The organism is Hymenobacter gummosus, from assembly GCF_003970915.1.
GTDB classification, from domain to species: domain Bacteria; phylum Bacteroidota; class Bacteroidia; order Cytophagales; family Hymenobacteraceae; genus Solirubrum; species Solirubrum gummosum.
This window is the reverse complement of the sequence record NZ_RXOF01000020.1, coordinates 97,561-116,274: the sequence shown is the minus strand read 5'-3', so window position 1 is coordinate 116,274 and position 18,714 is coordinate 97,561. Positions and strand designations below refer to the sequence as shown.

At 61.7% G+C, this 18,714-nt stretch carries 7 protein-coding genes; 2 read left to right on the top strand and 5 right to left on the bottom strand.

Annotation, left to right across the window (positions count from 1 at the left end; all coding sequences use genetic code 11):
* Nucleotides 1-223 precede the first annotated feature (223 nt).
* From mads7 to EJV47_RS25340, 5 genes are all read right to left on the bottom strand, one after another.
* Nucleotides 224-1,819: a methylation-associated defense system protein MAD7 gene (gene mads7, locus EJV47_RS25360; RefSeq protein ID WP_126696015.1), complete on the bottom strand. Its 1,596-nt coding sequence runs from the start codon at nt 1,817-1,819 to the stop codon at nt 224-226.
* Nucleotides 1,820-1,834: 15 nt separating this feature from the next.
* Nucleotides 1,835-5,962 carry a methylation-associated defense system protein kinase MAD6 gene (gene mads6 / locus EJV47_RS25355; protein WP_126696014.1) on the bottom strand — a complete coding sequence of 1,376 codons (4,128 nt, stop codon included), beginning with the start codon at nt 5,960-5,962 and terminating at the stop codon, nt 1,835-1,837.
* Nucleotides 5,950-7,359 carry a methylation-associated defense system restriction endonuclease subunit S MAD5 gene (gene mads5, locus EJV47_RS25350; protein ID WP_126696013.1) on the bottom strand — a complete coding sequence of 470 codons (1,410 nt, stop codon included), beginning with the start codon at nt 7,357-7,359 and terminating at the stop codon, nt 5,950-5,952. Before mads5 ends, mads6 begins: the two co-directional genes overlap by 13 nt.
* A gap of 307 nt (nt 7,360-7,666) precedes the next feature.
* Nucleotides 7,667-9,463: an HsdM family class I SAM-dependent methyltransferase gene (locus EJV47_RS25345; RefSeq protein WP_207895999.1), complete on the bottom strand. Its 1,797-nt coding sequence runs from the start codon at nt 9,461-9,463 to the stop codon at nt 7,667-7,669.
* Nucleotides 9,464-9,538: 75 nt separating this feature from the next.
* Nucleotides 9,539-10,261, bottom strand: a complete 723-nt coding sequence (locus tag EJV47_RS25340) for a DUF6577 family protein (RefSeq protein ID WP_126696012.1) — start codon at nt 10,259-10,261, stop codon at nt 9,539-9,541.
* A 356-nt stretch (nt 10,262-10,617) separates the two neighbouring features.
* Here EJV47_RS25340 and EJV47_RS25335 point away from each other — a divergent pair, with 356 nt between their 5' ends.
* Both EJV47_RS25335 and EJV47_RS25330 read left to right on the top strand, forming a co-directional pair.
* Nucleotides 10,618-14,769: a DEAD/DEAH box helicase gene (locus tag EJV47_RS25335; RefSeq protein ID WP_126696011.1), complete on the top strand. Its 4,152-nt coding sequence runs from the start codon at nt 10,618-10,620 to the stop codon at nt 14,767-14,769.
* A complete protein-coding gene (locus EJV47_RS25330) occupies nt 14,769-18,710 on the top strand; it encodes a UvrD-helicase domain-containing protein (protein ID WP_126696010.1) in 3,942 nt (1,313 codons plus the stop codon). Before EJV47_RS25335 ends, EJV47_RS25330 begins: the two co-directional genes overlap by 1 nt.
* Nucleotides 18,711-18,714: the final 4 nt, after the last annotated feature.

Genomic DNA, 18,714 nt, shown 5'->3' with positions numbered 1-18,714 from the left:
TTGGTGGCCTGAATGTAGCGGCCTTCGGCGGCGGCCTGCTCCGGGCCGATGAGGATGTAGCACTCCAAGCCGGGGACCTGCGCCGTGAAGCGCTGCCACAGGTGCTCCAAGGCCGCATCGGACACACCGCTGAGTTTCATGCAGTGGCCGGCCGGTGCCTGGCGCAGCATGGGCAGAAACTTATCTTCAATAGCTTGCAGGATAACCTGATGATAGGGCGAAATCATGCGGGGTTGAGGGTATAGCGCGGGCGGATTTTTTGCAGCAGGTAGGCGTCGCTCAGTTGGGTGTAGAAGCCAATCTGGCGGAGTTTGTCTTTCAGCGCCTGCACGTTTTGACTAAAAGCCAGGTGGGTGCGCAGGTCAGCATCGGCGAAGCGTGGGTGACCCAGGCCGTTGATTAGCAAGCCGTAGCGGGCTTGCAGAAATTCAATGAACTGCTCAATGGCAATGGGAGCGGTGGCGTAGTGTTGTTGGCTGGCATTGGGCCGGAGCACGCTCAGCTGTACCAGCATCTCAAGCAGGCGCGTACCCAGCACGAAGCGGCGCTTCTGCTTGCGGCTGCGCCCCACGGCCAGCATCCCGTTCTCGGTGTTTTTCTGCATGAGCGAATCCAGCAGGGAGGTGTTGTAGCGCAGGTGGTAAGTGCCGCGCACCCACATAAACACCGATAAGTAGCCGTTCACGTCGCCGTCTTCCAGCGCAATCAGGTCCCGAATGGCTTGCTTCTGCTCTTCAGGCAGGTCCCGGTCCTCCACAATGTCGCGCAGCTGGCGGCGGCAGGTGGCCACAAATTCCGAGTGCTGTTGTTGAATGTCGGCTACCGCTCGGCGCAGCAGGTCAGTTTCATCCAGCGGCTGACCACTGATGGGTTGCGAGGCCAGCGCGACGTTGATGGCGTGGCCGGCACGCACGTACTCGGGCAGGTTGTTGAAAAACCAAGTGGCGTCGTCAGTGGCCAGCTCCCGGGCCGGGCTGTCGGGGTCTTCGGTGATGTCCACCACAATGTCGAGCGGGCGCTGCTCGGGCAAGGAGCCCTCCCGCACCATCTGCGGCACGTAGCGAATGAGCTTGAGCAAGTACAGGCTCAGGTGAAAGCCGGTGAGAGTTTTCAGATAATCAAGCAGCACGTGGCGGGGAATCACGTGGCGGTACTGCAGCAGGCGGTGCACATCGTCGCAGTACAGCTCGGCCTCGGGCAGCATCAGCGGACGAATGCGCTCAAACGTGGCGGGGCCGTCGCCGGTAACATCCATATCTACCTGCTCCACCATCCGCAGCAGGCCAAGAGTATCTAGGTCGAGCTTGGGGCGAGGACTGAAGCGCTTGGCCAGCAGGTCCCAGCCTTCCACCAGGTAGCTGCGCAGCTCTTCACTTACCTGGGCCCGCGTGGTGAGAAAGGAATATACCTGGTCGGCAGTGTTGTAGTCGCGGGAGAACTTTTGGTTGCGAATCAGGTAGCTCAGCAGGTGAATGGGCTTGAGCGACGCCAGATTTTCGCGGTCCGTCTGGCCGCGGCTCACCACGTCCATGAGGTTGGCGCGCAGCCAGCCTTTTACGGCCTCCGGGTGCTGGCTGACGCCCTCCGCCAGGCCTTTGCTTTCCATATCCCGAAACAAGCCTAGTAGCTCAGGCTCGCCGATGGTGCGGGTGCTGGCCGACTTAACGCGGCTGCGCGGCCGGCCGCCGTTGTGCTTGAGCAGCACGTATAGGTTGACCAGCGTGCGGTCGAGGTTGATTTGCTTGGCGTCGATAAAGCAAATCTGCGGGTTGCGGAATTCGCCGCGGTTGCCGGGGAGCTTGGGAATACGGAGTGCCATCGGGATAAAGGCGGGCTAGCGGGCGAATTGCTTGGGCCGGACAATGATTTTGTGCTGGGGCGTGGCCTCGATGGTGTGATAGTCGCGGTGGTTGCTGGTAACCAGCACCTGGCGGTAGTCGAGGTTGGCCAGCAGGTTTTTGAATAGCTGCAGCTCCTGAGAGCGGCCTTTCAGGTCGTTGAGGGAGGGCTTGTACCCGTCCTTGATGTAGACGAGTAGCTCAAACAAATCCAGCGAAATGTCCATGCGTACCTGCGGGTACTGGCGGTGCTGGAAAACAAACCGGTCGGGGAAGTATTCCAGGTACTCGGTGCGGCGCGGCGGTACGGCCAGTCGCAACGCAAACTCCTCCAGCTCAAACAGCCGGTAGGTCTGGGCCTGGGGGTCTTTCTCGCCCACGGCCAGCACGAGGTACTGTTCGCCGATGTGGCCATCGGGAAAGCCTTCGAGCAGGGCCAGGGCCTGGGCTATGCTCACGCGCAGTTTATCCAGCTCCTGCTGCTGGTCGGCAGGCTGGGCCAGCAGCACCCGGGCAAACTCGCCCACGGCCCGGTAAGGCAGGCGCAGGTCGGAGTCGAAGGTGCCTTCAAAATACTGATGCCGGGCCAGCAGGCGGTGCATTTCGCGCTGGGCCCCGCTGGCCGCTTCGTCGGCCTGGGCGCGCAGTGCGTCCCGCTCCTGGGCCAGCCAGGGCAACAGGGTGCCCTCGCGTTGTTCGCTGAAGCGTAGGTAGTCGCGGGGTTCCAGCGGGTTGTAGTACAGGGCCCGGTCGTAGGCGGGCAGGGCACGTTGGCCCACGTCGGTGCGGCGCAGCAGCCGCACGAGGCGGTCTTGCTGGCCGGCGTCCTGGGCGTGGCTGTCGGAGATGTTGAAGTAGTAGTTGCGCAGTATCGGCCAGGCTTCGCCAGCGGCCACCAGCTCGGCCACGTCGGCGCAGGTATGGTCGCGGGTGAGCCAGAAGGCCAGCAAGGAGCGCAGGTCGCGCATGGTGATATGCAGCTCGCGGCGCAGGTGTACCGTGAGCAACAGGCGCTCCATGCGGCGCAGCACCTCGGGGCCGGCGTCGGGGTCGTTCAGGCTCTGGGCGTTGTAGCGAATAAAGCACTGCTCGCGCACGGCGCAGGTGTGGCACCCCGCCCAGTGCTCGGGCCGGACGAAGGCCTGCACCTGTCGCCGGAAGATGCTTTCCTCTCCCGTTAGCTCGCTCAGGCTCACCACGGAGCGCAGGTTCAGGTTCACCAGCAGCAGGCCCGGCGGCAGCTCGCTCACGCCCTCCTGGTAGAAATAGGCTTCCACGGCCGTTTCCAGGGCCCCGAACTGGGCGCGGCGGGCGTGCAGGTATTCAATCAGGCGGCCTTCGTTGATGGCAATGAGTCGGCCTTCCGGGGCTTGGCTGAAATCGGCGAGGTTCGCAAAAGGTGCCAGGAACTCGTCCAGCACCTGGGTATTGGCCTTGTCGCCCTCGTCCTGGGAGCCGTCGTAGTTGCTCTGAAACGGAATGCCTTGAAGGGTGAATTCAGCCCCGTTGCGCGAGGCGTGGCGGCGGAAGCCGGGCGTGCTCATTTCCTCGGCCCGGCTTTCCAGCTTTTGAATGAAAGCGGTTTTGCCGTCGCCGGCGTTGCCGGTGATGATGACCAGCCGGTACTTGGCCGCCAGAATGTCGTCGAGCAGCTTGTCGTCGAGGCGGGTGGGTACGTAGGTGTCGCGGGCGAACTGCCCCAGGCCGCGCGCGTCGGCGCGGGTGCCGGCGTTGGTGTAGCGCGACTGGCTGAACAAGCGGTTCAGCTCCACCACAAACTGCTCGGTGGTAAATTCGGCGGGGGCGGCCACCGCCCGGCTGCGCAGCAGGCCCGACACGCCAATGGCCTCCAGGGCGGTCAGCATCTCGGCGGCGGTGGCAAACCGCTCGGCGCGGCGGGGCTGCACGGCCCGCTCCAACCAGGCCGCGAAGGCGGGCGAGAGGTCGGGGCGCAGCTCCTGCGGGGGGCGCGGCGCGCGGCTGACGGTGGGAATGCGGCTGCCGCGGCCATCGGCCCAGGGGTGCTGCCGGCACACCAGCTCGTAGAGCGTGACGCCCAGCGCAAAGGTGTCGCAGCTGGCATCCCAGTCGACGGTAACCTGGTGGTTACGGTCGGGGGCAATGTAGGGCGAGGTGCCCACGTGGTGGCGGTCGGCGGCCTGGTCGGTGGCCACGTTGAAGTCGATGAGCACGAACCGCTGCCCCTGGTGCCAGAGAATGTTGTTGGGCTTGATGTCGCGGTGGATGATGGGCCGGGGCTGGGTGTGCAGGTAGTGCAGGGCCTGGCCCATCTCCCGCGCCAGCTGGTACACCTGGGGCATGGGCAAGCGGGCTTCGCCGCTCACGTACTCACGCAGGGTGGGACCATCAAGCAGCTCCATGATGGTGTAGTAGCGGCCGTCGGGCAGCTGCTCGTTCCACTTGAACTTGACGATATTGGGGTGGTCGAGGTTAATCAGCGCCCGAAACTCATCGCGCAGGGTGCTGGCGCCCACGCTCTCGTTGTAGAGCTTCAGGGCCATGTCCTGGCTTTGCAGGGTGTGGTGCACGCGCCACACGCGGGCGTAGCCACCATCCCCCAAGGGGGCCACCACGTCGTAGCTACCGCCGAGGCGGGTGCCGGGGCCGATGGTCGTTTCGGCGGCCGGAGCGGGGCGGGCCGAGGCATTTGGGGTTGCGGGCTTGGTCGTAGTGGCCAGGCCCTGATCGAAGCGCTGGAGCACGGCGGCCATGTCGGGCAGGCGGTCGGTGGGCTCCAGGCGCACCATGTCGGCTACCAGTTGATCGAGCCAGGCGGGAATGCCGGGCACTTTAGCGCCAGGTAGCTCGGCGGCGGGCAGCCGGCCGCCCCAGTGGTCGAGGTCGTGCCAGGACTGGGGCAGGGGGCAGGTGCCGGTTAGGGCTTCGGCTATGGTGAGGCCCAGGGAATAAATATCGGTGGCAGCCGTGGTTTCGGCTACTTCGTCGTCCAGCTCGGGGGCGCGGTAGCGCAGGGCAACTTCGTCGTCCTCGGTAGCGCGGGGCAGCACCGTGAATTCGTTGCGGCGGGCCGACCAGAAAAAGGCGCGGCTGAAGTTGCCGAGCAGGGCCGCGCCGGCTGGGGTAAGGAAGATGTTGTCGGGGCGCACGTCGCGGTGGTACACCTGGGCGGCGTGAGCGGCTTGCAGGCCCTGAGCCACCTGGCGCAGCAACACCAACTTTTCGGGCAGCGAGTAGGTACGGCGGCCCAGCTCGGCGCGCAGGGTGCTGGCGTCGAGGTAGTCGCTGATTTCGTACAGCTCGCCCCGTTCGGCGTCGGAGAGCAATACCACGGGCAGCAGATGAGGCGCGGCGCCAATCTTTTGCAGAGCCTGGTACTGGTTTCTAATGACGTTGAGGCGCAGCTCCCGGTCGGTGGGGCTGAGGCCGGCCAGGGCGATGCTGTAAGCGCGTACCCGCTTGCGCACGGGCGTATCGAGGCCGCGGGGGCGCACCAGGTACTCGGTGCATTCCTCGGAGCGCGACAGTTCCTCGTCGATTTCGTACTCATCCTCGAACAAGCGGGGCGCGGGCGCGGCGGCCGGCCCCACGCGGCCGGCCAGAAACTCGGCTACGGGGCGTTGCAGGTCGGTAATCTTGTCGGGCTGGGTGGCCCGCGCTTGCGCGTGGTCCTGTAGGTAATAGGTCAGGCCCCGGTCGAGGGAGAAGGCTCGCTCGGCCACCGCCCCCGTGAGCTGGCGCGACACCATGCTAGGGTGCGACAGCACCAGCGCCGACTCCACCCACGCCCGGCCCCAAGCCTCATTCCTTTCCTTGAGCTGGCTCACCAGCACCTGGGTTTTAAAGCGCACGGAGCGCAAAGGGTTTACCCGGTCGCGGCCGTTGATGGTCCAGGTGTGGTCGTCGCCAGTGAGGTGGCCCGCCCAGTCCTTGTTTTCAAGGTGATACAGGGCGTGGGGCGCCACTACGATGAGGTCGTACTCCAGCTGGTCCACGGCGCCGTTGCGCGAGTTGCGGTGAATCAGGTGAAGGTTGGGAATGAGCAGGTAGTTGGCGGGCAGCTGCTCGGCCAGGTAGCGGAGCAGCCGCTCTTCGCCGGCTTGCATGGCCCCGTCGTAGTGCGCGGGCGTAATTATTTCTGCCATGAGGATATAGCCGTTTCTACGGCTTGAATAGCTTTATTCTCAAGTTGGTTAGCTTCATGTCTGAAATCGAAAGCACGCAATACCAGTTTGCTTACCTTATTTTTTAAGTTTTGATCTGCAATAGGAATATTAATATCCTTAATCAGTTGCCAATTTAGACGACGAAGCGTTGTTCCATAAATCATAGCACGTAATATCCTGAACCCGGCTTTAGTACGCAGTGCCGTAAATAAATAAGCAGCGTCCTCTTTACTATTGCAAATGAAGCGTCCGATATCTCCAGACAATAGTTGGCCCTCGTACAGTTTATAAGCTAGAGTGGGCTGAACAAATATTTCGTTCTCTCCTGCGGCGTTTCCAACAGAAGGGAATAAAACCATTTCAGGTTGTGCATAGTCTTTAGATGTAGCACGAATTATTTTGACGCGCTTATAATTTCCTGGGTTTTGACGGTGTAAATCTGATTGGGATACCATTCCAGGGCCGCGGAAATTCTTATCGTCAATTCGTTTGAAATACCCCCCCCCAGTTCCATTGGTGAATGGTTCTGTTAAATACTCATTTAGTATAATTCCTGGCTTTCTGTGCCATTCTCTAATTATTTGAGTTGATCTATAAGAATGGTTTCTGGCTTTTATAGATGTTACGAGTATATCAGAAGCACGAACTACATTAGCTGCCTTGTCTATATTTTCAGATGGCGCAAGCCAGCTTTCGTTGTACGTTAAACCATTGCCCTCTTCGAAAAGGTTGTTAGCGTCCAATAACAGTTGGGTGGCTTGTTCCCTCAATGTTGAAGCCGCTTCTATATCTGCGTGAATCTGCTGCATCTGTGCTTCGGGCAGCAGTGGGACGGGCACTTCTGCTACAAAGTCTGGTTCGATGTGCTGAATGACTGCTCCGAACGTTCCTTGCGTCAGTAGCCCGTATCCAAAGCTGGAAGACAAGAACGCATACAGGTAGCCTGCAGGTAGCTTGCCGTTTGGGACTACTCGGATAATGTGTTCCGAAGCCGCTTTTCCCTCGAAATCTTTGGTCGTAAAGGCTGTGTTGCCAATCGTGCCGGACCGGGATATAAGCGTCCAGCCTGCTTGCAGCATAGAATCCTCCAAATCACGAGTGTGTTTGGTGGAGACATATTTGATGGAGCTTAGGTCGGCCTTCAGCATATCGGAGCTGCCCATAAACGGAATGCCCCGCTCCGGTGAATCCACATAATAGCGTTTGGCTCGACCGCCATAGAAGATGCGCTTAGTTGCCTCTCCAAGGCCCACGGTACCTAGGGGCGCACTCTCAACGAGGTGACGTGCTTGGCGGCCTTCGCTCAAATGATAAGCCGCATCGAAACGCACGCCCGTTTCCTGCAACCAGCCGGATTTTGCAACTGCCGTTTTCATTGTGCGCCTCCCTTCTTGAATTCACGGTACGCCTGCGCAATGCGCGGCAAATCATCATCGAGCGTGGGGCGCTTTTCGGTGCGCACTTTCAGCTTGGTTTTGTCGGGGCTGAGGTACTGAATAGTATGGTTGCTGATGATTTCAGCGCCATCTTCGTCGCGCACGTGCACGGGCACGCCGCGGCGGTCCTTGCCTACTTTTTCGGCAATGGCCATGAACACGTCGTACTCGGCCGGGCCGGTATCGTAGGCTATGCTGCGCTCTACCTCCGAGAGCTTTTGCAGGAACAGCAGCGAGGCCTGCACGCCTACCTGGGGCAAAAACGCCTCCACCGGCAAATCGACGGACGCCAGCAGCCGGAAGCGTTGCAGAATCCAGTGGCGCACGTACTCGGTGTTGGGGTTGCCCAGGATGCCATCGGGCAGCACGATGGCCAGGCGGCCCCCGGCTTCAGGAACTGGTAGCAGCGGTCGATGAACAGGATTTCGGGCGGCTGCGAGCTTTGCAGCTGCTGCTTGTCCCAGCCGGCCCCATCGGGCAGGCGGCGCCAGGTGTGGCCTAGGTCAAATTGCTCCAGAATCTGCCGGTCGTTGATGGGGATTTTGGCCCCGAACGGCGGATTGGAGAAAATCAGGTCGAAGCAGCCGAGGCTGTTGCTGTAGCCCTGGTTGCCGTGCTCGGTGTCGAGGTCGTCCTGGTCTTGGGCCTTTTCGATGCTGCGCTGCACGGCCGCGTCGAAGGCAGCGCGGTCGGGGAAGTGGCCGCCGGGATACTCCAGGGAATTGAAGTGGAAGATGTTAGCGTGGCCGTCGCCGGCCATCACCATGTTCATGCGAGCGGCCCGCTTCAGGTCGGGGTCAAAGTCGATGCCGAACTGGTAAGTCTCGGCGTACTCCTGCACCTGGGCGTTTACCTCGGGCGAGTTGTACTTGTCGCGCAGCCACTCGCCCTCCAGTTCGGGAAATAGCCGCTGGGCCAGCTTGTGGCGCACGTGGTCGAGGGTCATCACCAGGAAGCCGCCGCTGCCGCAGCTGGGGTCGAGCACCCGCTCGTGGGGGTCGGGGTCCATCATTTGCACCATGGCGCGCATGATGTTGCGCGGAGTGAAGAACTGGCCCCGCTCGCGTTTGAGCGTATTGCCCACGATGGTTTCGTAGGCCAGACCCTTCACGTCCACGGTGGCATCGAGGAAGGAGTAGCGGGCCAGCTCGGCCGCCACGAAGGCCAGACCGCGCGGGGTGAGCTTGATTTCCTCGTTGCCCTCAAACACCTCGTCGAACTCGGCAGAGCCTTTCATTTCCTGAAACAGCTCGTTGATGCGCTCGTAAGCGCGCATTTGGCCCTCCGTAGTGTTTTTCTCCGTCACGCCCACCCAGAACCGGCGGCGGTAGCTGGTGTTGGTGCGGGCGCAGATGTCGCGGCGCTTCTCGTCGTAGATTTTGCAGAAGATGAGGTTGAGCAGCTGCCAGAACGCGTCTTTGGTGCGGCCCTCGTTGCCGTAGATGTAATCGTGGCAATACTTAAAGGTGCGCACCAGCGAGTCGTTGGCCGGCACGCGGGCCGTCAGCTTGTCGGAGCGGTCCAGGTCGTCCAGGGTTTCACCCGCCCCCGGAAAGTCCGACAGCTCCTCGAACACCGCTTGGCCGATGGCATTGGTTTTCTTGCGCAGAAAGGTAAACTCCGCCCCGTTGAACCACAGGCCAAACTCGCATTCGCCCACCGCGCCCAGGGCCTCCTGCAAAGCAGCCGGGCCTTTTTTCTGGTCGTTGGATTTGACCTTGGGGTCTTGCACCACACACAAGCGAATGATGTCGGCCTGCGTGGGGTGGTCGTAGTCGGCCCGGTCGGGGCGAAACACCACCAGCTCCAGCCGGCGCTTCCACTTTTTGCCCTCGTCGGTTTCGCTCGTGATGGTGTAGTCGCGCGCCATGTCGCCCCGGTCAAAGCCGTACTCCTCCATGAGCATGCGAATCAGGCTCTGCAGGTTGTCTTCCTTGGGGCTAGGCTTGATGGGCAGGTCCGTCAGCAGGCACAGGACGGCGTTTTCGTCCTGGGCATCATCCAGCGTAGCGGTTTCGATTTCGAGCAGGTCGTCGGGGTTCATGGGCGAAAAGGGCGAGAAAAGGGCTGCGGAAATGCCGGGTCCTGGCGGGAATGCAGCGCGAGAAAAAAGGAGAAACTAAACAGATAAGAGGGCTTCTACTTGCGGCAGCTGCGCTCGGCGCCGGGCGTAGCGCCGCAGTCGGCTTTCGTGCAGGCTGAAGTGCTGGCGGGCGTAGCGGTAGAGGTCGGGCAAGTGGTCCTGGTAATGCGCGTAGAGGTCGGCGTGAGCCAAAGCATCTACCAGTTGCTTTTCCAGCGAACCGATGGTGCAGCCCTCGGACGTCGTCAGCAGCGGTGCTTCCGTCACCAGTGGGCGCAGCACCACGGCCCGCTCGTGCAGGTGCACGTAGCGCAGCACGTCGGCGGCGGGCGGGGCCAGGAAGGTAAAGCGGCTCAGCTCCTGCAAAGCCTCGTACACGGCGGGCAAGTGCGGTTTGGCTACTTCCAGCAGCCGAAAGCTCGGCAGCGCGGGCGCCTCGGGCCGCAGCTGATTAAGCCAGGCGGTATCGGCGAGACATACCACTTGCCCCGGCACGGCTCGTTGGGCCGTGCGGTATAGCCGTACCGAGCCCGAGTCCAGGGCGGGCATGAACTCGGGCCGGGCCGGGTGGCTGGCGTACAGGCCGCGCCCGACGGAGCATAACACGCCGCGGCTTTTCAGGTCGTGGATGCGCCAGGTGAGGGTGGCGTCGGTCAGCTCCGGGTATTCCTGCTGGAGCAGGCCCAGCAGCTGCTGCCGCGACCATTCGGGCCGGGCCTGGAGGGCAGCGTGCAAATCGAAGCGGAGCAGGGGCGTCACGGGGCAGTAAAGGACCTCACCCCCCGGCCCCCGAAGAAATGCTTGATTCGCACCAAAATGCTTAATGCGCATTTCCCAAAAGAGAGGGGGCCAGACGGGCTGGAAGGAGTTGTGGTGGCCGAAGGTTGCGAATGATTTTAGCATTTGCAAATATTCGGCAATGCGTGTTGCCCGGTTGCCGATGGTTGGCGTGACGGTTGCTGCGGGATAAGTGGGTGAGGGAAAGGGCGGTGGGCGCGAATACCCCGTCGGGTAATGCCGAAAACAGGGTGGCGAGTTGTACGGTACGCCCCGTTGCGCTTTATTTGAAGGTTTCGATAAGCGTCGACGTATTTTTTGGCTCCGCCTGTTTCTTTATGCAGCTTGCTCAGCTCTACCAGCACTATAAGATTACGCCCCGTCAGCTGGAAGATGTGTTGCGCAAGCACCGGATTACGGCGCAGCTGAAGCACCTGAAATCGGCGCCGACGGCTTGGTTGGAGCTATTGGATGCGGAACTGGGTGCGCCGGAGGGTACAGGCGGAGCACTTGAGTTGGGCGGGACCGGCGAAAGCACGGTCCCCATGCCCTCGGCGCCGGTACCTGCCCGCGGCAGCGTGAAGCTGGAGCTGTTGGGCGAGTTGCCGCGGACCATCCGGGCCGAAGCGGAAGCACTTGCACCGATGGTCGCCGCAGCGGACGGGGCGCGGCCAGCGGCCAAGGCCGTGCGGCCGCAGCGGGATGAGCGGCCGCGGCGGCCGGCGCCGAAGCAGCCGGCCGCTGACGAGCTGTGCCTGGGGCAGGTGATTAAAGTAGTGGCCGAGAAAGGATTTGGCTTTTTGCGGCAGGCCAGTACGAATGCAGAGCTATTTTGGCACGTTTCGGCCCGCGGCAGCCAACCCCCCGTGTTGGAGGAGTGGGTGCTCTACGCCGAGGGCCCCAGTCGCAAGAAGCCCGGCACGCAGGAAGTGCGCTGGGCTCGGCCCCTGAGCCAGGAGCTTGACCTGGCCCGGCGGATGCAGGAGCACCTGGACGTGGCCACGCTGCGCGTGCTGCTGGCGGTGTTGCCGTTGGAAGCACGGCCTGCTACGGCAATGGAGCTGCTGAGCCGGGTGCGGCCCGTGCGGGATGCCGAAACCTGGGAACCCGCTATTCAGGCCCTGCAGGACGTAAGGCTGCACGCACCGGCTGTGCTACCCGAGGCCGTACAGACGGTGCTTGGCCGCTGCGTACCGGCGTATGCCTGGCAGGTGTGGCTGCATTACAGCTCACCGTTGGCCGGACACCTGGAGGCCGCCACGGCGGTGGCAACTCAGGTAGCCGCCACGGGCGCGGCCAGCGGGTGGTGGACGGGTGGGCAAGCGGATGGGCTGCTGGGGCTATGCCTGGCGGGCTTGCCGCAGCAAGCGGATGAGCAGCTGTACACGGAGCTTAGGCAGCTGCGTGGCGCCTTGCAGAAATTTCATGCTGAAATTTATAACAACCTCTTGCTGCGCTGGCTACGGCTGGCCGGGCAGCCCAGCACAGCGGCCGCATTTTGCGAGACCAGGGAAGTAGCCCGCCTGGGCATTGGGGAAGTAGGTGCTCAGTTGGAACACTGGCTGCAGGAAGCATTGCCACCCGCTGCCCAGCTGGAGCTATGGCTGGCCGGAGAGTGGGAAGCGCTGCCTCGGGCCGAAGCCCTGGCGCAGTTTGGGCACTTGCCCGCTGCCGCCCAGGGCCGCATAGCCAGCCTGCTTACCGATGAAGAGCTGCTGGCCGTGGGCCACTACCTGGAGCCGGATGCCGCCCCGGAGCTGCAGGCGCGGGTGCAGCAGCTGGCCGATGCGCACGTACTGCACACGCTCCAGGCGCTGGGCCTGGACCTGGAAAGCGACCGGGAAGTCATCCACGAAATAGCCTGGGGCCGGCCCGGCGGCTGGTGCACGGGGGCCGGCGACGAAGCCGTGGATGCCGCCGTGGCCCAGCTGGCGGCCTACGTCAGCAGCGACCCGGCATGCCTGCTGGTGGGCCACAACGTGGCCGGCTTCGACGCGCCGGTGCTGGCCGCCCGCGAGGTGACGCTGCCCCCGGCACAGCTATGGGATACACTGCTAGTGGAAATGGCCTTGCAGCCGGCCCGGCGCACCTTCGCCTTGCGCACGGCACACCGGGCCCAGGCTGATGCGGAGCTGGCCTTGCGCCTGCTGGTAAACCAGGTGTACCGCCTACAGCTACTGCCAGAACCCGAGTGGGAAGTGGTGCAGCCGCTGTTTGGGCCGGCCACCGTGGCCCGGCTGCAGCAGTTGCGCGAGCAGCCACCGTTGCGCTGGCACGCAGCAGAGCACCTGCGGGCCGAAGCCGACGAGGGCTTGCGGCCGCAACCAACTGCTTCGGCCCGGCAGGAACTGCTTCGCCAGCAGCTGGCGGCTTGTCGGCGGCCCATCACGCTGGTGCTGGCTCCGGTGGAGCTATGGCCAGAGGTAGGTAGCGAGGCCGGCATCCGGTTCTGGGAAGACGCCAGCACCGCCCCGGACTACCGCGCACTTCGGGCGGACGTGATAAGCACTGGGCTGGCTGAGCACCCGGTAGAGCGGGCCTTGGCTTGGTGCTGGTGGGCATACTGCCGCCGTGCGGGCCTGGCACCCACCCCCGCCAGCATGGCCCCGGCCCTGCGGCAACGGCTGGCGTCGGTGGTGGATTTTGGCACCTACCGGCTGCCGCCCGCAGCGCTCGAATGGCAGCCAGGGCTGCGTATATGCCTCTCGGCGGAGCAGTGGCGGGCCCAGGCAGGCGAGGCCGCCGAACGGGCAATGATGGATGTGGTGGTAGTGGAGCCAGACCTGATTACGCTGGGGCGGCAGCAGCTGCTCCTGGAGTTGGATACGGCGGCGCTGCTAGCTCACCCGGAAGCACGACCGGCCTGGATAAAGTTTTCGGGCGGGCAGAGCTTTGTGGCCCTGACCCAGGAACAAGCTGCCGCCTTGGGAGCCAGGGTACCGGCCGACTACACGAATCTGTGGCTGGAGAAGCATCAGTACGGGCAATACCGCGTGTGGGGTAGTTTTAATTGGGAGGCCCAGCTGCTGGCGGGTTTGCATCCAGAGCAAATACACACCATCAGCAGCGCCGAACGGACTTTCCCGCGCAGCCAGGTAAGCTGCCTAGGGCTGGAGCAGCGCCGGCTGCAGCAGCGCCTGGGGCTGACGCCCTTCAATCCGGAAACCATTTACCGCTCGCGTTACTGGCTGTTGCAGGCGGCGCTGGTGCTGGAAATTCTGCGCCGCGGAGGCGCGCCGTTGGTATTGCTGGTGCAGCGGCCTGAAGAGTTGGAGCCCCTGGAGGCTTACTTCCGAGGGCAGGGCTTGTATGTACCTGGCCGCGAGGCCGCGCTGGGCCGCCGCCTGGAGTTGCTGCACCAGCACCGCTCGGGCCGCCGTCTGCTGCTGGTGTCTGCCAGCCAGGCGGCGGCGGTGCTGGCGGCCAACTACCTAGGGCCATTGCAACTGGTGCTGGAAGGTTTTAACCTACTTGAAAACTACTACCTGGCCCAGGGCTCGGCGTTGTTCGACCGCACGCAGCGCCAAGCTCGCTCCTTCGCCAATGAAGCGGAACCCGCCGAATTGCCCACGGGCCCGTTGGATGCCTCAGGGGTGGAAAGCGTCCTGGAGCGGGACATGTTCTTTCTGCTGCGGCTGCAATGGCCGCGGGTGCAGCAGCTCCGCGCGCAAATGCTGGACAGCCACGCCGACCACCGGCTATGGCTACTAGACCCGCGGTTGGGCGATTTTCCGGCCTTGGAGCAAGCCTGGCACATGCATGCGCAGCTCGCAGACCTACCCTGGACCACGGAGGCCGAGTATCTGACGGCCGCCCAACGCTTGGATGAAGTATTGCTTAGTGCCAGGCCCGAGCAGGATATGGCGCTGGATGTGGAAGAGGCCAAAGACCTCTTGAGTAGAGTGTTCTTAGCTGGCAATCCGTGGTACGACCACCAGAAGCCCTACCTGGATGAAATTTTACCGGCGCAAACTGACCTGTTGGTGTCGTTGCCAACGGGCGGGGGCAAATCCTTGCTGTTTCAGGCGCCGGCCCTGTACCGCAGTGCACTCTACAACCGATTGACCATTGTGGTGACCCCCTTGAAGGCACTAATGGAAGACCAGGTAAATGCCTTGTGGAAGCTGGGCTTTTACAGCAGCGTGGAGTACATCAACCAGGACAACCGCGACGAGCTGCCGCAGATTTACCGGCGCTTGTCGGGCGGCGAAATATCCCTGCTGTTTATCACCCCTGAGCGGTTCCGGAGCGGCGCTTTTACCAAAGCTTTCCTGCAACGCTTTCACAGCGACCAGGGGCTGGAGTACGCCGTGTACGACGAGGCCCACTGCGTGTCGCAGTGGGGGCACGAGTTCCGGCCCGATTACCTGTACTCGGCGCAAGCCGTGCAGCGCTACCGGGAAGCCTGTCCGCGCCGGTTTCCGGTGCTGCTGTTCTCGGCCACTGTGTCCGAAAAAATTTACCAGGAATTTACGCAGCTGTTTGAGTAATGAAGCGCATTGGTGAATTGGCTTATAATCCGGTGCGGGAGCATATCCGCATGCGTTTTGAGCGGGTAAAAGATGACAGCCAGCGACTGGAAGCCGTGCTGCGTGATTTGCGCAGCCAAGCTTTCGATGCTGGTAAGAGCCGGGTGCTGGTGTTTGTGCGAACCCGCCGCCAGGCCGAGGAAGCAGCCGCCCAGCTCGGGGAGCTAGCCGCCGAGCTGGGGCTGGCCTGGGCTGAACAGGTGGACTACTTTCACGCGGGGCTGGATGGCTTTGACCGGGAACGTAAATACCATGCCTACCAGCAAGGCCGCACCGTGGTGCTGGTGGCCACCAAGGCCTTCGGCATGGGTATGGATATCAAGAATATCCACTACGTGTACCACCTGGGGCCTTCGTCAGCCTTCGAGGATTTTTTGCAGGAGGTGGGCCGGGCCGGTCGCAACACTGCTGCGCTGCAGGCCGCTAAATTTTCCGCCGACAATCCCATCCGTACGTTGTGCGTGCTGACCGGGCGAGATTTTCAGTTGTTACGAGACTTGCAGCATAAGTCGGCCTTGAGCTGGGAGTACGTGCTGAAAACCCAGCAGCAGATTCACCGCTATGCTGTTAAGTATTGCCCATTAGATTCTTTGCGCGAGCAGCCGCTGGCCCTTCCGCTAGACCTGTGGCAGACCGACGAAGGGGAAAAAGACGACGGCGACGTGCGCTTCCGGCTAGCCTTGCATTGGTTGGAGCAGCTGGGGCGCATTCGGCTGGGGCTGTTTACGCCCGCTTTTCTGCCGCTGATACTGCTGGAAATGCCCAACTATCTGCTCATCAAGGACGAGCAGGAGCGCAGCGCGATGCAGGCGTTCCTCGGCGAGCTGCGGAAGTCGCGCTATCAGGAAGCCGGCGCGGTGAGTATGCCGATGGAAGAACTCAAAGCAATGGCTGGTAAGAAAAGCCACCGTGAGCTTTTTCGCTTTCTATTTCTGGCCCAAAAGATAAAGGCGCTGTCTATCGACCGGCAGCTGCGGCTGGAGTCGACCGAACTGCGCCAGCAGGAACTCAATGCTTGGCTGGCCAGAAACAACGAGGCATCCGCTACAGCCCAACGTCGGGAAATGAAGGCTGGCGTCTGGCCGCCTCCAGCCTCGAATCACTATTCCGTGCCGCTGCCCCTGGTTGAGGCAGTTTTTTTGCTGGCCGAACGGCTGATAGCCCCCATTGCTCCCCAAACGCAGCGCCAGCTCAGCGGCGACGAGCTGGACCGCATGATCCGGGAGGTGGCCGACGAACACCTAATGCCGGAGCACGTGTATTGGCAACCGCTCAAAAAAAATAAGCCGGTGGAGCCAACCACGGCGGTGCGCGAGCTACGGGAAGACTGGCACGACAAGCGGGCCAAATTTGCGCTGAAGCTGGTGCGGCTATTACCCAATACCCGTCTGCAGTCGGTACAGAATGTGCGCGACCAAGGCGCGGAACCAGGGGTGGTACAGCTCATTTACAATGGCAACCGCCAAGATACGCAGTGGCGCCAGCCCCTGGTCCGGCTAAAACAACGGCTGCTGGCGCTGCTGCGGTACGTGGCCAGCCACAGCAACCAGACCCCGGTCTTTAACTACGCCGACTTAGTGGTGGCGCTGGAGCTGGAAGCGGAAGGACCAGACTACCTTGACCGGCTCTTGTTCCTGGCCCGCGCGCTGGGATACCTGAAAGGTAGCGGCAGTTTTTTGCCTATGGGCATCGAGTTGTACCTGAGCAGCACGGAGGAGCTGGCCCACGAAGATGAAAACTCGCCCGACTACCGGATTCACCAGCAGTTTCTGGAGGGAGCGGAACTGCGGAAATTGCGGCTGCTGGCCCTGGAGTGCCTAGCCGCTATGCCTCAAGCGCAGCAAGACACTTTCATCAAGAAGTATTTTGCCTGCGAGGGTAGCGCCGACCTGGTAGGGCTCTTGGTGGACCACCTAGGGGATGCCCACGATACGCTGAAAGCATTCCGCCAAGAAGCCCTGCGCGAGGCCGAAGCGAAGTTGAGTGAGGAGCAGCGCCGCGTGTACGATGCCCCGCTCACTGAGAATCTACAGGTAATTGCCGGACCTGGCAGCGGCAAAACGCACACCCTGACGCTACGTGTGGCCCGGTTGATTCAGAAAAACACCATTCAGCCCGACCGGATTCTGGTGCTGGCCTACAACCGCGCCGTGGTGGTGGAGCTGAAGGACCGCCTGAGCACGCTGTTTCGCTCGCTGGGCTATGGCCAGCTGATTAAACGGCTGCACGTGTACACCTTCGATGGGTTGTGCCGGCGCTGTTTGGGCAAAGAGCTGGAAGAGGTGAAGTTGGAGGAGTGGGTGAGTACGCTCACCGCCACCCTGGCACGCAATCCATTACTGATTAGCAAGGAGCTGGGACCAATCGAATACGTGTTCGTGGACGAGTTTCAGGACATCACCACCGAACGCCTGGATATGCTGGTGAAAGTAGCGCCGCCGGAGTCGGTTAAGCTATGCGTTATTGGCGACCCGAACCAAAGCATCTACGGCTATCAGCGGGCGGATAAAGGGCAGCCCATGAACCCGTATCCGTACTACCAGGAGTTTGAACGCCTATACAGCCCCAAGCTACTCTACCTCAGCAATAACTACCGTTCTTACCCGGATATTCTCACGGCAGCGGCGCAATTATTAGCCGACAACGCCAACGAGTTTGGCATTCCTGCACTCCAGCCGCTGCGGCAACCCGCCCGCCCGTGGGCTTACTGCGAACTGCTCCGCTTTCGCGACACGAGAGTTGATTGGAAAGACAAACTGGATGCTTTGCTGCAGGAGCCAGAATACGAGCCGGGCAAGCGGTATCGGCAGGTAGCCGTGATGGTGCGTTCCAACGACGAAGTATTTCGGGCCTTTAACGAGCTGCAAGCCCGCCGGCTACCACCCGACGTGGCCTTGCGCATTCAGGGTGCATCCAATTCCCCGGTTACTTCGCGTGAGTTTTACCACCTGCTGGCGCCCTACCGTGAGAATCCGCAAGCACCGCTGGGCCCCAACTACCTAGCAGAGTTTGCTGAGCATAAGAAGCTGATTTTGCAGCAATACCAAGGTGTATGGGATGAGTACCTGATTCACTTGGCGCATTGCCTGGTGCGGGAGTATCGGGTGGAGCTAGAAGAAGAAGCCACGCAAGGCGACTTGCTTGAGTTCATCAACGATATGGCCCGCCGAGACGATGGCCATTTCATGAAGCTGTACGAGAAACATATGTCGGAGCTGGTGCCGGAGCACTCACGACGGGAGGTGGTACTCACTACCATGCACAAAGTGAAAGGCTTGGAGTTCGACGCCGTGCTACTACCGCCCTCTTTCACCGACTTTCCTATGAAGGCAGCAGACCCAGAGAATTCAGCCGCATGGGAAGAGATGGTTGGCGAGGAGCGCCGGCTTCTGTATGTGGCCTATACGCGGGCCCGCTACCGGCTGGCGGCCATTCTGTTTGACCGGGAAGCGGCGGTAATAGCTGGAACTCCGTATCAACTAGCGAACAAGGAGCAGCGACTTGGCCGAATTATTAAACCGGGAGGTAACAAACTGTTTCTCGCCTTCACCGGGCAATCGGACGCAACGCATCGGTTTATTCACGAGCAAGTGAAGCTAGGTGCACCAGTCCAGGTAGTTCAGGTGCATAAGTCCTATTATGTTAAGAGCTGGTCTGAATGGCAGTTGCTTTTTAATGGTAACCAAGTCGGTAAGTTGAGCTCGAAAGCCTTTAACGCAATTCCCGCGTCGGAGGAGCTTCACGGCTTAGCGGTGGCGGCCATCAACTACTATACCTACCAAGAGTCGGTCCGCTTCGACCAAGAATACGGTACCAATTGGACTGCGAAATGGAATGCCAACGCCGTAGCACGTGGCTATATCTACGTGGTAGATTTTGCCGGCTACTACAAGGAGCAGTAACCTC